At 65.6% G+C, this 12697-nt stretch carries 19 protein-coding genes; 9 read left to right on the plus strand and 10 right to left on the minus strand.

Annotation, left to right across the window (positions count from 1 at the left end):
* Positions 1–79: 79 nt before the first annotated feature.
* From ACO2TI_RS07490 to ACO2TI_RS07535, 10 genes are all read right to left on the minus strand, one after another.
* On the minus strand, positions 80–388 hold the full coding sequence (locus ACO2TI_RS07490; protein WP_423283178.1) for a hypothetical protein: 309 nt from the start codon (positions 386–388) through the stop codon (positions 80–82).
* Positions 378–2717, minus strand: coding sequence for a primase-helicase family protein (locus ACO2TI_RS07495; RefSeq protein WP_423283180.1), 2340 nt, complete (start codon positions 2715–2717; stop codon positions 378–380). The genes ACO2TI_RS07490 and ACO2TI_RS07495 overlap by 11 nt, the downstream gene beginning before the upstream one ends.
* A 345-nt stretch (positions 2718–3062) precedes the next feature.
* The gene (locus ACO2TI_RS07500) at positions 3063–3521 is read right to left on the minus strand and encodes a hypothetical protein (RefSeq protein ID WP_423283181.1); all 459 of its coding nucleotides are present in this window, start codon (positions 3519–3521) and stop codon (positions 3063–3065) included.
* A gap of 4 nt (positions 3522–3525) precedes the next feature.
* Positions 3526–3789 (minus strand): hypothetical protein, encoded by a 264-nt coding sequence (locus ACO2TI_RS07505; RefSeq protein ID WP_423283183.1) that lies wholly within the window; start codon positions 3787–3789, stop codon positions 3526–3528.
* Positions 3790–3896: 107 nt separating this feature from the next.
* On the minus strand, positions 3897–4766 hold the full coding sequence (locus ACO2TI_RS07510) for a hypothetical protein (RefSeq protein ID WP_423283185.1): 870 nt from the start codon (positions 4764–4766) through the stop codon (positions 3897–3899).
* A gap of 52 nt (positions 4767–4818) precedes the next feature.
* Positions 4819–5187, minus strand: a complete 369-nt coding sequence (locus ACO2TI_RS07515) for a hypothetical protein (RefSeq protein ID WP_423283187.1) — start codon at positions 5185–5187, stop codon at positions 4819–4821.
* Between the two features lie 73 nt (positions 5188–5260).
* Entirely contained in the window at positions 5261–5572 is a 312-nt protein-coding gene (locus ACO2TI_RS07520; protein WP_423283188.1) for a hypothetical protein, read from the minus strand.
* Positions 5569–5727, minus strand: a complete 159-nt coding sequence (locus ACO2TI_RS07525; RefSeq protein ID WP_423283189.1) for a hypothetical protein — start codon at positions 5725–5727, stop codon at positions 5569–5571. Before ACO2TI_RS07525 ends, ACO2TI_RS07520 begins: the two co-directional genes overlap by 4 nt.
* Positions 5728–5834: 107 nt before the next feature.
* Positions 5835–6083, minus strand: a complete 249-nt coding sequence (locus tag ACO2TI_RS07530) for a hypothetical protein (protein WP_423283190.1) — start codon at positions 6081–6083, stop codon at positions 5835–5837.
* Between the two features lie 64 nt (positions 6084–6147).
* Positions 6148–6426, minus strand: coding sequence for a hypothetical protein (locus ACO2TI_RS07535; protein ID WP_423283191.1), 279 nt, complete (start codon positions 6424–6426; stop codon positions 6148–6150).
* Positions 6427–6742: 316 nt separating this feature from the next.
* On the opposite strand from ACO2TI_RS07535, the gene ACO2TI_RS07540 reads away from it, so the two are divergent.
* From ACO2TI_RS07540 to ACO2TI_RS07580, 9 genes are all read left to right on the plus strand, one after another.
* A complete protein-coding gene (locus ACO2TI_RS07540; RefSeq protein WP_423283193.1) occupies positions 6743–7255 on the plus strand; it encodes a hypothetical protein in 513 nt (170 codons plus the stop codon).
* Positions 7256–7393: 138 nt separating this feature from the next.
* On the plus strand, positions 7394–9319 hold the full coding sequence (locus ACO2TI_RS07545; RefSeq protein WP_423283194.1) for a terminase large subunit domain-containing protein: 1926 nt from the start codon (positions 7394–7396) through the stop codon (positions 9317–9319).
* A gap of 55 nt (positions 9320–9374) precedes the next feature.
* Positions 9375–9581 (plus strand): hypothetical protein, encoded by a 207-nt coding sequence (locus ACO2TI_RS07550; protein WP_423283195.1) that lies wholly within the window; start codon positions 9375–9377, stop codon positions 9579–9581.
* A complete protein-coding gene (locus ACO2TI_RS07555; RefSeq protein WP_423283196.1) occupies positions 9578–9928 on the plus strand; it encodes a hypothetical protein in 351 nt (116 codons plus the stop codon). Before ACO2TI_RS07550 ends, ACO2TI_RS07555 begins: the two co-directional genes overlap by 4 nt.
* Before the next feature lie 7 nt (positions 9929–9935).
* On the plus strand, positions 9936–10280 hold the full coding sequence (locus ACO2TI_RS07560; RefSeq protein WP_423283197.1) for a hypothetical protein: 345 nt from the start codon (positions 9936–9938) through the stop codon (positions 10278–10280).
* Positions 10277–10819, plus strand: coding sequence for a glycoside hydrolase family 108 protein (locus tag ACO2TI_RS07565; protein ID WP_423283199.1), 543 nt, complete (start codon positions 10277–10279; stop codon positions 10817–10819). The genes ACO2TI_RS07560 and ACO2TI_RS07565 overlap by 4 nt, the downstream gene beginning before the upstream one ends.
* A 186-nt stretch (positions 10820–11005) precedes the next feature.
* Positions 11006–11392, plus strand: coding sequence for an endonuclease domain-containing protein (locus ACO2TI_RS07570; RefSeq protein WP_423283201.1), 387 nt, complete (start codon positions 11006–11008; stop codon positions 11390–11392).
* 8 nt (positions 11393–11400) lie between these two features.
* Positions 11401–11934, plus strand: a complete 534-nt coding sequence (locus ACO2TI_RS07575; RefSeq protein ID WP_423283202.1) for an HD family hydrolase — start codon at positions 11401–11403, stop codon at positions 11932–11934.
* Entirely contained in the window at positions 11931–12689 is a 759-nt protein-coding gene (locus ACO2TI_RS07580; protein ID WP_423283203.1) for a dATP/dGTP diphosphohydrolase domain-containing protein, read from the plus strand. Before ACO2TI_RS07575 ends, ACO2TI_RS07580 begins: the two co-directional genes overlap by 4 nt.
* Positions 12690–12697: the final 8 nt, after the last annotated feature.

Here is a 12697-nt window from a genome sequence, read left to right on the forward strand (position 1 = left end):
TGCAATCTCCCGTTGAAGATGGTAGAGCGTTTCCCGGACGCTCACCAGTGGCCGAGTGTTTTGCTCGGCCTTCGTGTCGCTACAGCAGCGGCGAGAAGTCGCTGTCAGTTGGCGCAGCTTGGCCGCCGGCGATGGCGGGCAAGGCGCCTTCGTCGATGGGCGTCGGGGTGTCGACGAGTGTGTGTTCTTCGACAGCCTCGAGCGTGGTGACGAACTCGCCTGCGGCGTCCAGAGCGTCGGACGTTGAGCCGAGAGCGAGGACTTCGGCGGCGCCGGCGCTTGGCGTGTAGATCACGGTGAGTGACGTGATGTCGATGCCTTGCTTCAGGAGCGCAGCGATGCGATTGGTGGCGTCTTGGAAGACGTCTGTGGCCTCATCAAGATTCATTTCCAGCTTTCTTCATCAGCTTCGCTACGGCGTTCCCATCAACTCCGAGCTGGGTCTTCAATGCGCGGGCGAACGAAAGTTGGTCATAGGACCATTTCACTTTCAGAACGGGGCGCACGCCGCGGTCGGTGGTGGCCGACTCGCAGTAAATGCGGTGGTGTTTGAGGAAGTGTGTGAACTTCAGCGGCGCCGATGGCACGTTGCCGACGCAGAAGTTCAAAAGAGCGTGGAGCTCGGACCGATCCAGGGGGTCGGCCTGGCCGTTGGTCGCAAGAGCCCGGGTTGCGATGTCGGTGAGCGTGGAGCGGAACTTCTGCTCTTCCGGGCTGATGAGGCCCAGTGCGCCCGCCGCGGTCGGCGGCAGTTGTTGTAGCAGGAACTCGAAATCCCCTGCCACGATCCGCTCGGCAACGTGGTCGACGCTGTTGCGGCTTAGGTCCAGCAACTTCGCGCGGTCTTCGTTGTTGATCAGGCGTCGAATTGTTGTGAGCTCGACTTGCAGCGCAGCTGTAAACCCTAACAGGTCGGGCAGGTCTTCCGACAAACGGTCGATAAATGCCCGATCAACGGTCAGGCGCTCGCGTTGGTACTGGCCGATGTGAAAGCGCCGGTCGGTGGCGTCAAGATGGACCGGGTCCGGCTGGTTCGACAGGATCAGGAAGTTCACGTACGAGCGTGTGCTGTACGGCGCCAGGTACATCTGGCGGATCATGACCTCGGGCTCGGAGATCCAACTTTTCAGGTTCGCGGTGATCGCTACCTGGTCGCGAAGAGCTGAGAGCTGCGCCTCGTCGACTACGACGAGCAGTGCGTTCTCCATCCAGCCGTTGTAGGGCTGGGTGAGTTGCGCCATGGTGATCATGCGTACGTTGTGCGCGCCGAGCAGCGGCTTGAGCACGTGCTCGACGATGACGCCTTTGCCGGTGCCGCTGATGCCATGGAGCACCCAGGCCATGCCGGTCTTATCCTTCGACTGCACGATGAACGCGAGCCATTGCAGCCAGCGCTCGAGCACCTCGCCTTTGCCCACGGCGCTCTCGAACAAGCGCCGGTAGCACTCCGGCAGTTCGGCGCATGCGCGAGGTTCGATCTTCGGGGCGCGGTAGGTGTTGATGACACCTTCGTCTAGGTCGATCTGCACGCTGGACTGTGGGTCGAAGCGTTGCTCCATCAGGGGCAGTACGTCGGGCACAGCCTGGCCGTGTTGCTTGAGGTAGTCCTTGGCCTTCTTCTCGTTGCCGGCCTTCCAGGTCTGCACGTCGTTCGTGCGCTTGTCCCACTGGCCCACGTAGTAAGCGTCGTGAACCACGCTGTGGAAGGCGAAGTGAACCGAGTTGGCGTCGCGCTCCTGGCGGTTGCGCTTCATCAGCTCGTAGAAGTACTCCGGCGCAATCTCTTCGAGCAGGTATGCGGGCTCGCCTTTGAAGTTGTGGACGAAGCGGGGCTGGTCGATGGGCTGGTAGTACGCCCAGCTGTCGCCGCCGTTGAAGTTGAAGTACCGGTAGCCGCGGGCTTCCTTCACGCCGGTGATGTTCATGAGACCCGGCTTGGCGAGGTATGGCACGCCGCCGGAGGTCTTGAACTGGCTGTCGCGCAGCTTGGGGTAGCCCGCGATCTTGCGCAGCTCGTGCAGTAGCTCCTGGCTCGCAGCTTGAAGTCCCGCTGCATCAAACTGGATGCGGCTGCCGGGGATCGCACGCAGGGCTGCGGTGCGCAGCACGATACGCTCGGTCAGCGGGTCGACCAGGTCGATGAGCTTGGGCGGTGCGACGTACAGCAGCTTGTCGTTCTGGCACGTCGTGGTGTCGAGTGGCCAGCGCAGCGCGGTGCCGATGCGGTTCAGGCCGATCTCTTCCTTGAAGTGGCGCAGGTTCAACTGTTGCAGCCACAGTTTGAGCGAGCGTGGCGCCATCGTGCCCTCGAGCAGCGCGAACACGTGGCAGCGCAGGCCAGGCTTGATGCCATGGCTGTTGGAGTACTGCACGATGCAGGTCACGTCGGCCAGGCCGAGGCGGCTCAACGCCTCGTCGAGCGTCATGTCCAGGCCGTCGAAGTCGAGGCAGATCCAGTGGGTGGGCTGCTCGGGGTCGGTGTGGCCGGCGCGGGGCTCATCGACCAGCGCCTGGTCGAGTTGCCCCTTGAGCAGGCACCAGCCGCGTGAGGCGGCCAAGCGGATGGCGTCAAAGAGGTGCTCGGGGGTGTCGGCCGGCAGTTGGTGAGAGGTGAAGTCGCGCACCATCGGGTACGGCGAGCCCTCGACGCCTTGGGGGGTGGAGCGGTAGGTCTTGACGAGCGCGACCTCAGCGCTGAGAGCTTGGATGTGCGGCATGGAGGGCGCCAACTCTACACCGAGCGGCGTTGATCGGCGGAGAGATACGTACTCAGGTACGTAGTTTCAGGGTCTCGGGATGGCTGTGAGGCGGGGAGGCCCACGAGGGGACGCTTTGCTCTTCGAGCTGAGAGCTAAGACTGGTGCGGGCTGGCAGCGAGGTGGGTGTCTATCTCTAGAAAACGCAAAGCCCGTCTTATATACACCCTCTATTTTTTCTACCTCCTTCTTTTTAACTACTACTCACTAAGAGAGTTGAGAAGAGCAGAGAAGGAGGGGAAAACCGGCTGAAACCCGCGCCGGTGCTCGTTTTCCGCGGGGGGAGCAAACTGGCCCCTCGTGGGCCTACCCTGTGCGCAGCAGTCGTGCGCCGGCCGGTGTCCACTCGATCGTGATCGTGAACGAGGGGTCGCGCCGCTTGGTGCGTATGCTCTTGAGGTCTTGCTCGAGTTCGCGCGTGAGTTGGTCGCGGTGTGCGGGCAGGCATCGTTTGAAGCGCAGCTCGAAGGGCTTCCAGGTTTTGAGCTCGAACTTGAAGCGGCGCTTGGCCTGGATGAAGTTGGCCTTGTTCTTGAGGCGCGTGATCACGACGCGCGTGGTGCGCTGTTCGAGTCGGGCTCGGTACGCGCTGTGCTCGTGCTGCATGTGCCAGGCCAAGCTGGCTGCGATGCGTTCGCGAGCGTAGTCGGCTTCGGCCGGTGTGAAGGTGATCGTCAGGCTCTGGCCGGGGCTGAGCACGGCCCAGGGGATGGGCCGCGTGTCGAAGGCGCCGATCGGCCAGGCACCAAGGTGCTGCTGGCCCATGGGGTTAGTGCGTCTTGGGCTTGGTCGCCGCGCCGTACCACTTCAGGTTCTGGTACTTCGAGGGCTTCTTGTCGGCGCGGCGTTTGGCCACCTTGGGGTCGTCGCTGAACGGACCCCAGCTCTCGCCATTCCACCAGGACCAGACGAGCTGCCCGGTGTCGGGTGACTCGCGCAGGAAGTTGCCGACGCGATCGCTTGGCGGCTTCTTGGAGCCGGGGAACGGGCCGATGGCGTGCTTCAGGAACGCTTTGCTTTGTTGCGGGGGCATTGTGGTCTCGTGTGTTGAGGCCCATGCGGGCCAGGGCTTGGAAAAAGTAACGGCCGCACTCTCCGCAGCCTGTTGGCTTGGAGAGTGCGGCAGTCTACGGCAGAAGGTCAGTCGATGGCTGCTTTCTGTTCGGCTTGTTGTAGGGCCGTCACGGCCTCAGTCAGCGTCTTGCGCAGGTTCTTGGCAACGGCCAGTGTGGCCAACTTCTCGACGGCGCTACCCGCACCGCGCGACTTGCCTGACAGCAGATCCATCTCCAATTGCATGAGCGCGCTGCGCGCGGACTCGAGCAGGCGCGAGCGCAGTTGGGCGTCCAGATCGCCGAAGTGCAGCGCCTCCCGACGCGCCTGTGCTTTGAGCCAGGTCTCCTTCAGCGCAGTGTCCGGGTTGTCGTCGCTCGGGGCATCCGAGCCGGCCAGCGCGTTCTCGATCACGATCATGGCCGCGTCGATGCGCTCGGCGTTGCGGCTGGCTTCGCGCGTGGCGTCTTGCTTGAGCAAGGCCTTCACGTGTTCGGCTTCCACTTCGCCGTCGAAGTGTTCGACGATCGCTGATACGTCGGCGTCGCGCACCTGGCGCGGGTCGGTCGTGCGGCTGAGTTCTTCTTCCATCGAGCGGCCGCGGTAGTCGGTCCAGCCAGCGGCACGCACGCCGTCGTCGAACTTGGCTTTGAGGGCGATCATCAGGCGGATCTTCTCGGCACGACTCGTGTACTCCACGCCCAGGTCGAGCATGGCCGTGGTGCGAGCGCCTTCTTCTTCCATCAAGGCCAGGGCTTCGCGAACGAACTCGACGCCGCTCAGGTCCTTCAGTGTGGTGGCCATTTTGGCGGCCAGGCCGAGCGCGGTGAAGGCGGCGACGCCACCGACGTAGCTGGCCAGGCGCATGTTGATGGCTTGCTTGACGCGCTGGTCGGCGGCCTGGTCGATAGCGTCGAAGAGGTCGAAGGTTTTGGTGATCAGGAAGGTACGGGACATGGTGGGTTCTCCAAAGTGCCGGCTGTGACGCCGCCGGCGATGCGGGTTCAGTTCATCGTTGCGAGGCTTGCCAGTACTGGCGAGCGAGCTGTCGCACTTGGGGGCCGATGTCGTGCAGCCAGGCGCGTTCGGCTTCGGCGCGGTCGGTGAAGCCGTGGTGCTCCATGACCATGTCGACCATCTTGTTGAGCACCGTGTAGGGCTCGTGGTCGAGCGTGGCCAGCTTGGCGGCCAGGGTGTCGAGTAGCCAAGCGGGGAAGCGGCTCATGGCGACTTCGCCGCGGGGTAGGCCGGGGACTTCTTCGGCTTCGGGCAGCGGTACTTCGTGCAGGAAGCTGCCCTCGGGCGCTGGCGAGCTGCGCGGTAGCTTGATCGTGCGCGTCGTGACGAGCGCGCGAGAAGTCGACAAAGTGGGGCTCATGGCGGGCTCCGTGTTGGTGACACACAGCCCGCAAGGACCGACCCGCTTGCGGGTCGGCGATAGGCATAAGCTATCAGCGGAGCTCATCCGCGGTGTAGCGGATGAGGCCTGTGGTGTAGAAACGACCGTTTGCTATCGTTCCGAACAACAATCTGCAGGCTTTTACCGTTATTAGGCTTCCGCAGAAGGCTAATACGGCCGAAGTTGTCCCTATTAAAGTACCCCAGTGGATAGCCAAATTCAATCCAAGGAAGGCGACGTGCAGCGCCCGGCAGGCCGCGTCGCTTCCCAGCACGCGGAGCCGAGTGCGCGGTGCGAGCATGCACAGCAGTACGGTCTCGAAGATCATGTTCAGCGCTCCGAAGAGCAGGACGGCGTCGATCATTCGTCTCTCCGCTCGCCGCACCAGGCGGCTTCGTACCCGAGCGCCTCGGGCTCATCGGGCGTGAGGTCGGACGTCTTCGCCCGCAGTTGGCCGTACGCCGTCACGGCGGCCCAGGCCAGCCCGGCGGCGATGGCGATGGCGTCGATGGCGTCCATCAGTCGACTCGAAGCTCGGCGAGCGAGCAGCAGGCGCCGATGAAGGCGAGGGCAGCCACGAGCAGGCTGCCGAGGAAGATGAGCATCAACATCTCAGTTCTCCGTTCTCAGTTCGCGGCAGCGAAGCGATCGAGCTCCGCCTGGGTCACGCTCTTGGCGTCGGGGTGAGCTTGGAAATAGCGCACGACGAGCTGAGAGCGCGGCGTGGCCACGCGGCTGCGCGGCGGGGGCGGCGCGGCTTGCAGCAACTGCTCGACCTTGCGTTCGAGGCGCTGGCGGTGCGCCATCTCGTCGTTGAGCTGCTGGGTCAGGTGGCGGATCTGCACATCGTGCGAGGCAAGCGTCGGTCGTGGCATGCGGGCTCCCTTGTGGTTTGGTCGCACGCCGAAAGCCCCAGCCCTCGCGGGCTGGGGCGCACGGTCAGGCCTTGGCGAACTGGCCGCGGCGGTTGCGCGGCTGAACGAGCTGCACCTCGGGGGCGTCGATCTCGGTGACCTCGGGCAAGGGCATCGGGGCGCGTGCGGCGCGCTTCTCGGCGATGCGCGCGTCGAGCTTGGCGCGAAGGTCGTTGCCGGACTGCCAACCGGCCTTGATGTCGGCGTTGGCGTTGACGATGGCGTCGCCGGCGAGGATCACGCCGAAGCGGGTGTACTCGGTGGCGATACGGGCTTGGCGGGCGATGTAGTGGGCTGCGGACATGCGGTGCTCCTGATTGATCGAGCGACGTGCTCGCTCAGCCAGCCAGGACCGACCCGCTTGCGGGTCGGGCTCTTCGTTCTTCGCGCGAAGTGACGGGGAGACGGGACTCCGGTCTCTGCCAAGAAACCGAATCCGAAGTGGGGGTGGGCTTGGCAGAGGTGGGGGGAGGGGTGCCACGCGGCCTCGCCCAAGGCGTTTGCAAGCGCAACTCGTCGTGTTGCAAAAATTCCGCCGCGAAAATTCAGTGCAACACGATCTGTTGCGCTCCACCGCATTCTTGCCTGTTCTACGTAGAATGCGGTAGAGTTGGGTCGCAATGCCCAACAAAAAGTCGCTGCTGAGCCCCGAGCCGGCTGCGCGACAAGCGCTCGCCCCCTCGGACGTAGGCGACCTGACTCCCAAGCAGGCCGCCTACGTTGACGCGCGCGCCTACGGCATGACCAAGAAGGACGCCGCGGCCGCGGCGGGCTATGCCGACATCAACTTCGAGGGCAACAAGCTCGAGAAGCTGCCCAAGATCACGCAGGCACTGATCTCGGAGCGCGCGAAGACCGCGCACATGCTGGGCCTGACGCGCGAGAAGGTGTTGCAAGGCATCCTGGACGCGATCGACAGCGCCAAGATCATCAGCGACCCGGCCGTGGAGATCATGGGCTGGAAGGAGATCGCCAAGATCTGCGGCTTCTACGCGCCCGAGGTCAAGAAGGTCGAGCTTTCCGGCCCGGCCGCGAAGGTGCTGGACCGCATGCAGCAGCTGTCCGACGAAGAGCTGCTGCGCATCCACGAGGCCGAGGTGGTCGACGTGCAGGCTCGGGAGGTCGACGAGTGAGCGACTGGATCGCGCGCGCCGCAACCCTCCTGCGCCCGCCCGCCAGCCCCCCGCCTCCCTCACCCCCGCCGCCGCTCGATGTGCAGCAGCGCCAGGACGAGACCGTGCGGCGCCTGGAAGCCGCCCTGAAGGCGCTCAATGGGTAAGGCGGCCGCGCGCAAGGAAGCGAAGCGCAAGTACGACCGGGAGTCCGCGGTCGCAGATGGCTGGGTTGAAGGCCAGGACTTCCACGTCGACCACAGCGGCAAGGTGCTGAGCCTGCGCGAGAACGCCGAGCGCGCGTGCGCAACCTGCAACAAGACCTGCCTGCCGAGCCAGTACTACAGCGGCCTGCACCGCTCATGCCGGCGCTGCACCCAGCGCCTGGCGCGCGGCATCGAGATCGACAGCCCCCGCGCGCAGCTGATGGACTACAACTCCGACGTGGCGCTGCGCGCCCGCGGGACTGAGCCGCCAAGCGACCGCAAGCCCACCGCCGAGGGCGTGGCCGCGTTCCAGAAGGAGCTGGCGGGACGCATCCTCGCTCGACGTCGCCTGCTTCACTTCATCAAGCGCTTCCACCCGGGGTATCAGGATGGTTGGGTCCACCAGGACATCTGCCGCCGGCTCGAGCGCTTCATGGAGCGTGTGGCGGCCGGCGAGAGCCCGCGCATGCTGCTGTTTTGCCCGCCGCGCCTGGGCAAGAGCCTCATCGCCAGCCAGTACTTCCCCGCCTGGATGCTGGGCCACCACCCCGAGTGGGAGATCATCGCGGCGAGCTACAACATCAGCCTGCCGACCGGCTTCAGCCGGCGCATCCGCGAGACTCTGCGCGACCCGGCCTACATGGCCATGTTCGGCGAGACGCGGCTGTCGGACGAGAGCCAGGCCGTGGAGGCCTGGCGCACCACGACCGGCGGCGGCTACACGGCCGCAGGCGTGGGCACTGGTATCACCGGCAAGGGCGCCCACGTGCTCATCGTGGACGACCCGGTCAAGGACATGGAGGCCGCCGACAGCCAGGTGATCCGCGACGGCACCTGGGAGTGGTATCTGTCGACGGCCTACACCCGCATCGCGCCGGGCGGCGGCGTGCTGGGCATTCAGACGCGCTGGCACGACGACGACTGGTCTGGCCGCATCATCCTGGCGATGCAGACCGGGGAGGGCGAGCAGTTCGAGGTCGTCAGCTACCCAGCCATCAACGAGCTGGGCGACGAGTACCTGCTGCCCGACGACACGATCGCCCAGCTGCCGCCCGGCGCGGCCGTACCCGAGGGCGCCGAGCTCCTGCGCGTGATCAACTCGGCGCTGCACCCGGCACGCTACGACATCGCGCACCTTCAGCGCATCAAGAAGAACTTCGTCGCTGCCGGCCAGGCGCGCATGTGGTCGGCGCTGTACCAGCAGAACCCCATGCCCGACGAGGGCGCGTTCTTCAAGCGCGAGATGTTCAAGTACGTCGCGCACGCGCCGGACCACAAGAACGGGCGCATCTTCCAGGCCTGGGACTTCTCGATCACCGAGAAGGAGACCAGCGACTGGATCGTGGGTGCGTGCATGCTGCAAGACGAGTTCGACAACGTCTACGAGCTCGACACCGTGCGCTTCAAGGTCGACGAGGACGGCTTCGCCCTGGTGGACGCCATCATCGACTTCCACGAGCGCTGGGGCGCCTGGTTGGTGGGCTTCGAGGACGGGCAGATCTTCAAGTCGATCAAGGCGATCCTCAAGCGCCGCCTGGCCGAGCGCCGGGTGACGATGAATTACCAGACCCTGACGCCGCTCACCGACAAGATGGTGCGCGCCGGCCCGCTGCGCGGGCGCATGCAGATGGGCAAGCTCTTCTTCCTGCAGCACGCCTCGTTCCGCGCCACGGTGGACACCGAGCTGCTGCGCTTCCCAGGCGGCAAGCACGACGACACGGTCGACGCCTACGCCTGGTGCATGCGGCTCATCCTCGAGCATCCGCCGCTGCGCATCTCAACCGTGGACCGAGCGGTCAGGAAGCGGGAGAAGACGGTGGCGCAGAAGCTCAGCGCCTACGCGCGCCGCATGGGGCGTGTCGGGCATATGTCCGCTTAACGCTCAACGGTAGTCTTCGGTAGGTGATACACTCGGCCAAACCAGCGAGGACGCGATGGGACTGTTGGAGAAGCTGGGGCTGCGCGGTCAGCCCGCCAAGACCGGAGTCGGTAGCGAGCGCACCACGGCGCCCGCACGCGAGTCCGCGCCGAAGCGCCAGACCAAGCAGTCCAGCCGTCGCGACTGGCAGCTCTACAAGGCCGAAGCCGAGGCCATGGGCGAAGAGGTCAAGGACTACGGCACCTGGGCGAGCGAGCAGTGAACGCCACGCCCCCGACCGAGCCCGACCGCTGGCTGGTGATCCTCACCACGCTCAGCCACTTCCTGCCGGCCAGCGTCATCTCGGCCGTGCTGGTCGTCGCTCAGGCGCGCCAGACGACCTGGTTCCAGGTCGCGCGCGACGTGGCCGCGGCGTTCCTGGTTCCGCCGGTTCTCGGCGCGGCGCTCGTGGAAGCGGGGGTCGGCCTGTTCCTGTCGTTCGGCATCGCCGTGATCGTGGGCTTCGCCACGCAGAAGCTGCTCGACCGGGTGCCTGACTTCCTTGAAGACTGGGCGCGCAAGTTCCTCGGCCTGCAGCCTCGGAGCCCGAAAAATGACCAGCCCCAATGACGTCGTGATGCTGTCGGGCCTGGCATTCCTGCTGGGCTACACAGCCATCTTGTTCGCGCTGACCGCGTCGGATGCGTCCTTCGCCTGCGCGGCGGCACCGGAGCACGTGCCTGGGCGCCCGCGCGAGATGCAGTACCTGGTCGTCATCGGCGCCGCCGGCGCAGTGATCTTCGTCTCCCTGCTCCTGGCGCTGGCCGCCCTGCCCAGCGCGACGTACCGCTTGACCGCAGCGTTCCATCAGCCATTGGAGCGCAACCTCATCTTCTTCCACGCTGCCCTGGACGCTGCGGTCGCCTCGTTCCTGCAGCTACGCGCACGCCGCCTGCGGCGCCACTTCGAGAAGAGCCGATGAACGGGCACTTCCTTCGCGCCTTCGACCACACCCTGGGGCTCGAGAAGGGGTACTCGAACCACCCGAGCGATGCGGGCGGGGCGACGAAGTACGGCGTCACGGAGAAGACCGCGCGCGCCTTCGGCTACACGGGCGACATGAAGGAGCTGCCCCTCGAGACGGCGCAGCAGATCTACAAGCTGCAGTACTGGAACCCGCTGCTGCTCGACGTGATCGCGCCGCTGGCGCCCAACACGTCCTACGAGCTCTTCGACAGCGCGGTGAACTGCGGCGTGTCGACCGCGGCGACCTGGCTGCAGCGATGCCTGAACGTGCTCAACGTCAAGCACACGGTCTTCAAGGACATCGCGGTCGACGGGCGCATCGGCCTGGTGACGATCGCGGCGCTGCAGGATCACCTCAAGCACCGCGGCGACGACTCGGTCCTGGTGCGCATGCTCAACAGCCTGCAGGGCGCGCACTACATCGCCATCACCGAGCAGCGTGCAGCGAACGAGGACTTTCTCTACGGCTGGTTCAAGAATCGGGTGGTCATCTGAGCGACTTCATGTTCGGATTTCTCGCGGGCGGCCTTGCTACATGCCTCGGTGTGTGGGCCGGCTTCCACTCAATCGTGTTCCTCGTCGGCGAGCTCGCCATGGGCGGCCAGCCCCCGGCGGCCGATGAGGACTAGCCGCAACACCAGCCTTTACACTCTACGTAGAACGGCGTAGAGTAATCGTCCAGTGCCGTACAAGGACCCGGCCGCCGCGAAGGCGCAGGCTCAGAGGTACTACCAGCGCAACAAGGAGAAGCTCTGGAAGAACCCCGACGGCACGTGGAAGACCACCCGCACACCTGAGCAGAAGCGACAGCAGCAACGCGAGAGCTATGAGCGCAACAAGGAACGCATCAACGCAGAGCGCCGCGCAGCAGCCGCTGCGAACCGGCGCGAGGGCGACTGTCCTCTGTGCTTTGCTAAGGGCGTCCGACTCGTACGCGACCACTGCCACCGCCTCGGCCACACCCGCGGGTACATCTGCAACCACTGCAATCTCGCACTCGGGCACGCGCGCGACAACGCCGCGACTCTTGTGCGCCTGATCGCGTACCTCGGGAGATCACGCTCTTGAACCACCCCATGCCCCTGCGAGCCGGCGACTGGATGCAGACGTCGTCCGGCAAGGCTTACTTCCCGGCAGACCCGCGCGCCGAGGACATCGACATCTTCGACATCGCCCATGCGCTGTCGAACCTGTGCCGCTACGGCGGCCACTGCAGCACGTTCTACTCGGTGGCGGAGCACAGCGTGCTCGTCTCACAGGTCGTGCCGCCCGAGCTGGCCATGCAAGCCCTGCTGCACGACGCGACCGAGGCCTACCTCGTCGACCTGCCGCGCCCGATCAAGCACATGCTGCCGGGCTACTGCGACCTCGAGGATCTGAACTGGGCGGCGGTCGCCGCGAAGTTCGGGCTGCCGTACGCGCTCGACCAGGCCGTGAAGGACGCCGACAACGCCGTGCTGCTGGCGGAGAAGGAGCAGTTGCTCGGACCGTCTCCCGCACCGTGGAGCGTGCCTGGCGAGCCTGCTGATGTGACGGTCCTGGGCCTGCCGCCGACGGCGGCCGCCGCAACCTTCCTGCGCCGCTTCTTCGAGCTGGGAGGCCAGGCATGAGCGTCAAGGACACCAACCCCAAGGACGCCGTCGGCGTGCGCAAAGCACCCCTGTCGGCGCTGCCGTGGCGCGTGCTGTGGCACGTCGGCCTGGCGATGCTCGAGGGCGCGCTGAAGTACGGGCGCCACAACTACCGCGCCGCCGGCACCCGCGCCAGCGTCTACTTCGACGCCATCGTGTCGCGCCACATCGGCCCGTGGTGGGAGGGCGAGGACATCGACCCCGACAGTGGCAAGCACCACCTCGACAAAGCGATTGCAGCGCTGATGGTGCTGCGCGACTCGATGCTGGAAGGCAACTGGGTCGACGATCGGCCGCCACGCGGCCTGCGCCCGGGCGACCTCGACCAACTCAACACCGAGGCGGGCGCGCTGATCGACCGCTACGCCGGCCGCGACGTTCACCACTACACGATCGCCGACGACCTGGCCAAGCCGGCCGCCGAGCAGCCCATCCCGGTGGCCGAGGCGAAGGAGCTGTCGAAGGCGGACCTCGACGCACTGAAGCACCAAGCGCCAAACCTCGCCGTGGCAGATTCTCTACTGAAGAAGGCCGTAGTTTCACGTGGAACGCCTCGAGGCTTGAACGAGACGCTCGAGCAGTTCTTGGAGCGCATGAGTCCGGCACCGGGCGAAGAGATCCATGTGCCGATCGAGAGCCTGGACGCCGACCACGGCATCAGCAGCATGAACAACATGGTCCGCCAGGGCTCGTCCCTGAAGCCGGCGCCGAGCTTCGCCCCGTCGAACACCTAAAGGACGTG

Origin of the sequence: Caldimonas sp. KR1-144, assembly GCF_049446155.1 — a bacterium.
GTDB lineage: Bacteria > Pseudomonadota > Gammaproteobacteria > Burkholderiales > Burkholderiaceae_C > Rivibacter.

Excerpts from the sequence above, each read along its gene's own strand:
- ACO2TI_RS07490 (WP_423283178.1), bottom strand. The coding sequence starts at position 388 with ATGAATCTTGATGAGGCCACAGACGTCTTCCAAGACGCCACCAATCGC.
- ACO2TI_RS07495 (WP_423283180.1), bottom strand. The coding sequence starts at position 2,717 with ATGCCGCACATCCAAGCTCTCAGCGCTGAGGTCGCGCTCGTCAAGACC.
- ACO2TI_RS07500 (WP_423283181.1), bottom strand. The coding sequence starts at position 3,521 with ATGGGCCAGCAGCACCTTGGTGCCTGGCCGATCGGCGCCTTCGACACG.
- ACO2TI_RS07505 (WP_423283183.1), bottom strand. The coding sequence starts at position 3,789 with ATGCCCCCGCAACAAAGCAAAGCGTTCCTGAAGCACGCCATCGGCCCG.
- ACO2TI_RS07510 (WP_423283185.1), bottom strand. The coding sequence starts at position 4,766 with ATGTCCCGTACCTTCCTGATCACCAAAACCTTCGACCTCTTCGACGCT.
- ACO2TI_RS07515 (WP_423283187.1), bottom strand. The coding sequence starts at position 5,187 with ATGAGCCCCACTTTGTCGACTTCTCGCGCGCTCGTCACGACGCGCACG.
- ACO2TI_RS07520 (WP_423283188.1), bottom strand. The coding sequence starts at position 5,572 with ATGATCGACGCCGTCCTGCTCTTCGGAGCGCTGAACATGATCTTCGAG.
- ACO2TI_RS07525 (WP_423283189.1), bottom strand. The coding sequence starts at position 5,727 with ATGGACGCCATCGACGCCATCGCCATCGCCGCCGGGCTGGCCTGGGCC.
- ACO2TI_RS07530 (WP_423283190.1), bottom strand. The coding sequence starts at position 6,083 with ATGCCACGACCGACGCTTGCCTCGCACGATGTGCAGATCCGCCACCTG.
- ACO2TI_RS07535 (WP_423283191.1), bottom strand. The coding sequence starts at position 6,426 with ATGTCCGCAGCCCACTACATCGCCCGCCAAGCCCGTATCGCCACCGAG.
- ACO2TI_RS07540 (WP_423283193.1), top strand. The coding sequence starts at position 6,743 with ATGCCCAACAAAAAGTCGCTGCTGAGCCCCGAGCCGGCTGCGCGACAA.
- ACO2TI_RS07545 (WP_423283194.1), top strand. The coding sequence starts at position 7,394 with ATGGGTAAGGCGGCCGCGCGCAAGGAAGCGAAGCGCAAGTACGACCGG.
- ACO2TI_RS07550 (WP_423283195.1), top strand. The coding sequence starts at position 9,375 with ATGGGACTGTTGGAGAAGCTGGGGCTGCGCGGTCAGCCCGCCAAGACC.
- ACO2TI_RS07560 (WP_423283197.1), top strand. The coding sequence starts at position 9,936 with ATGCTGTCGGGCCTGGCATTCCTGCTGGGCTACACAGCCATCTTGTTC.
- ACO2TI_RS07565 (WP_423283199.1), top strand. The coding sequence starts at position 10,277 with ATGAACGGGCACTTCCTTCGCGCCTTCGACCACACCCTGGGGCTCGAG.
- ACO2TI_RS07575 (WP_423283202.1), top strand. The coding sequence starts at position 11,401 with ATGCCCCTGCGAGCCGGCGACTGGATGCAGACGTCGTCCGGCAAGGCT.
- ACO2TI_RS07580 (WP_423283203.1), top strand. The coding sequence starts at position 11,931 with ATGAGCGTCAAGGACACCAACCCCAAGGACGCCGTCGGCGTGCGCAAA.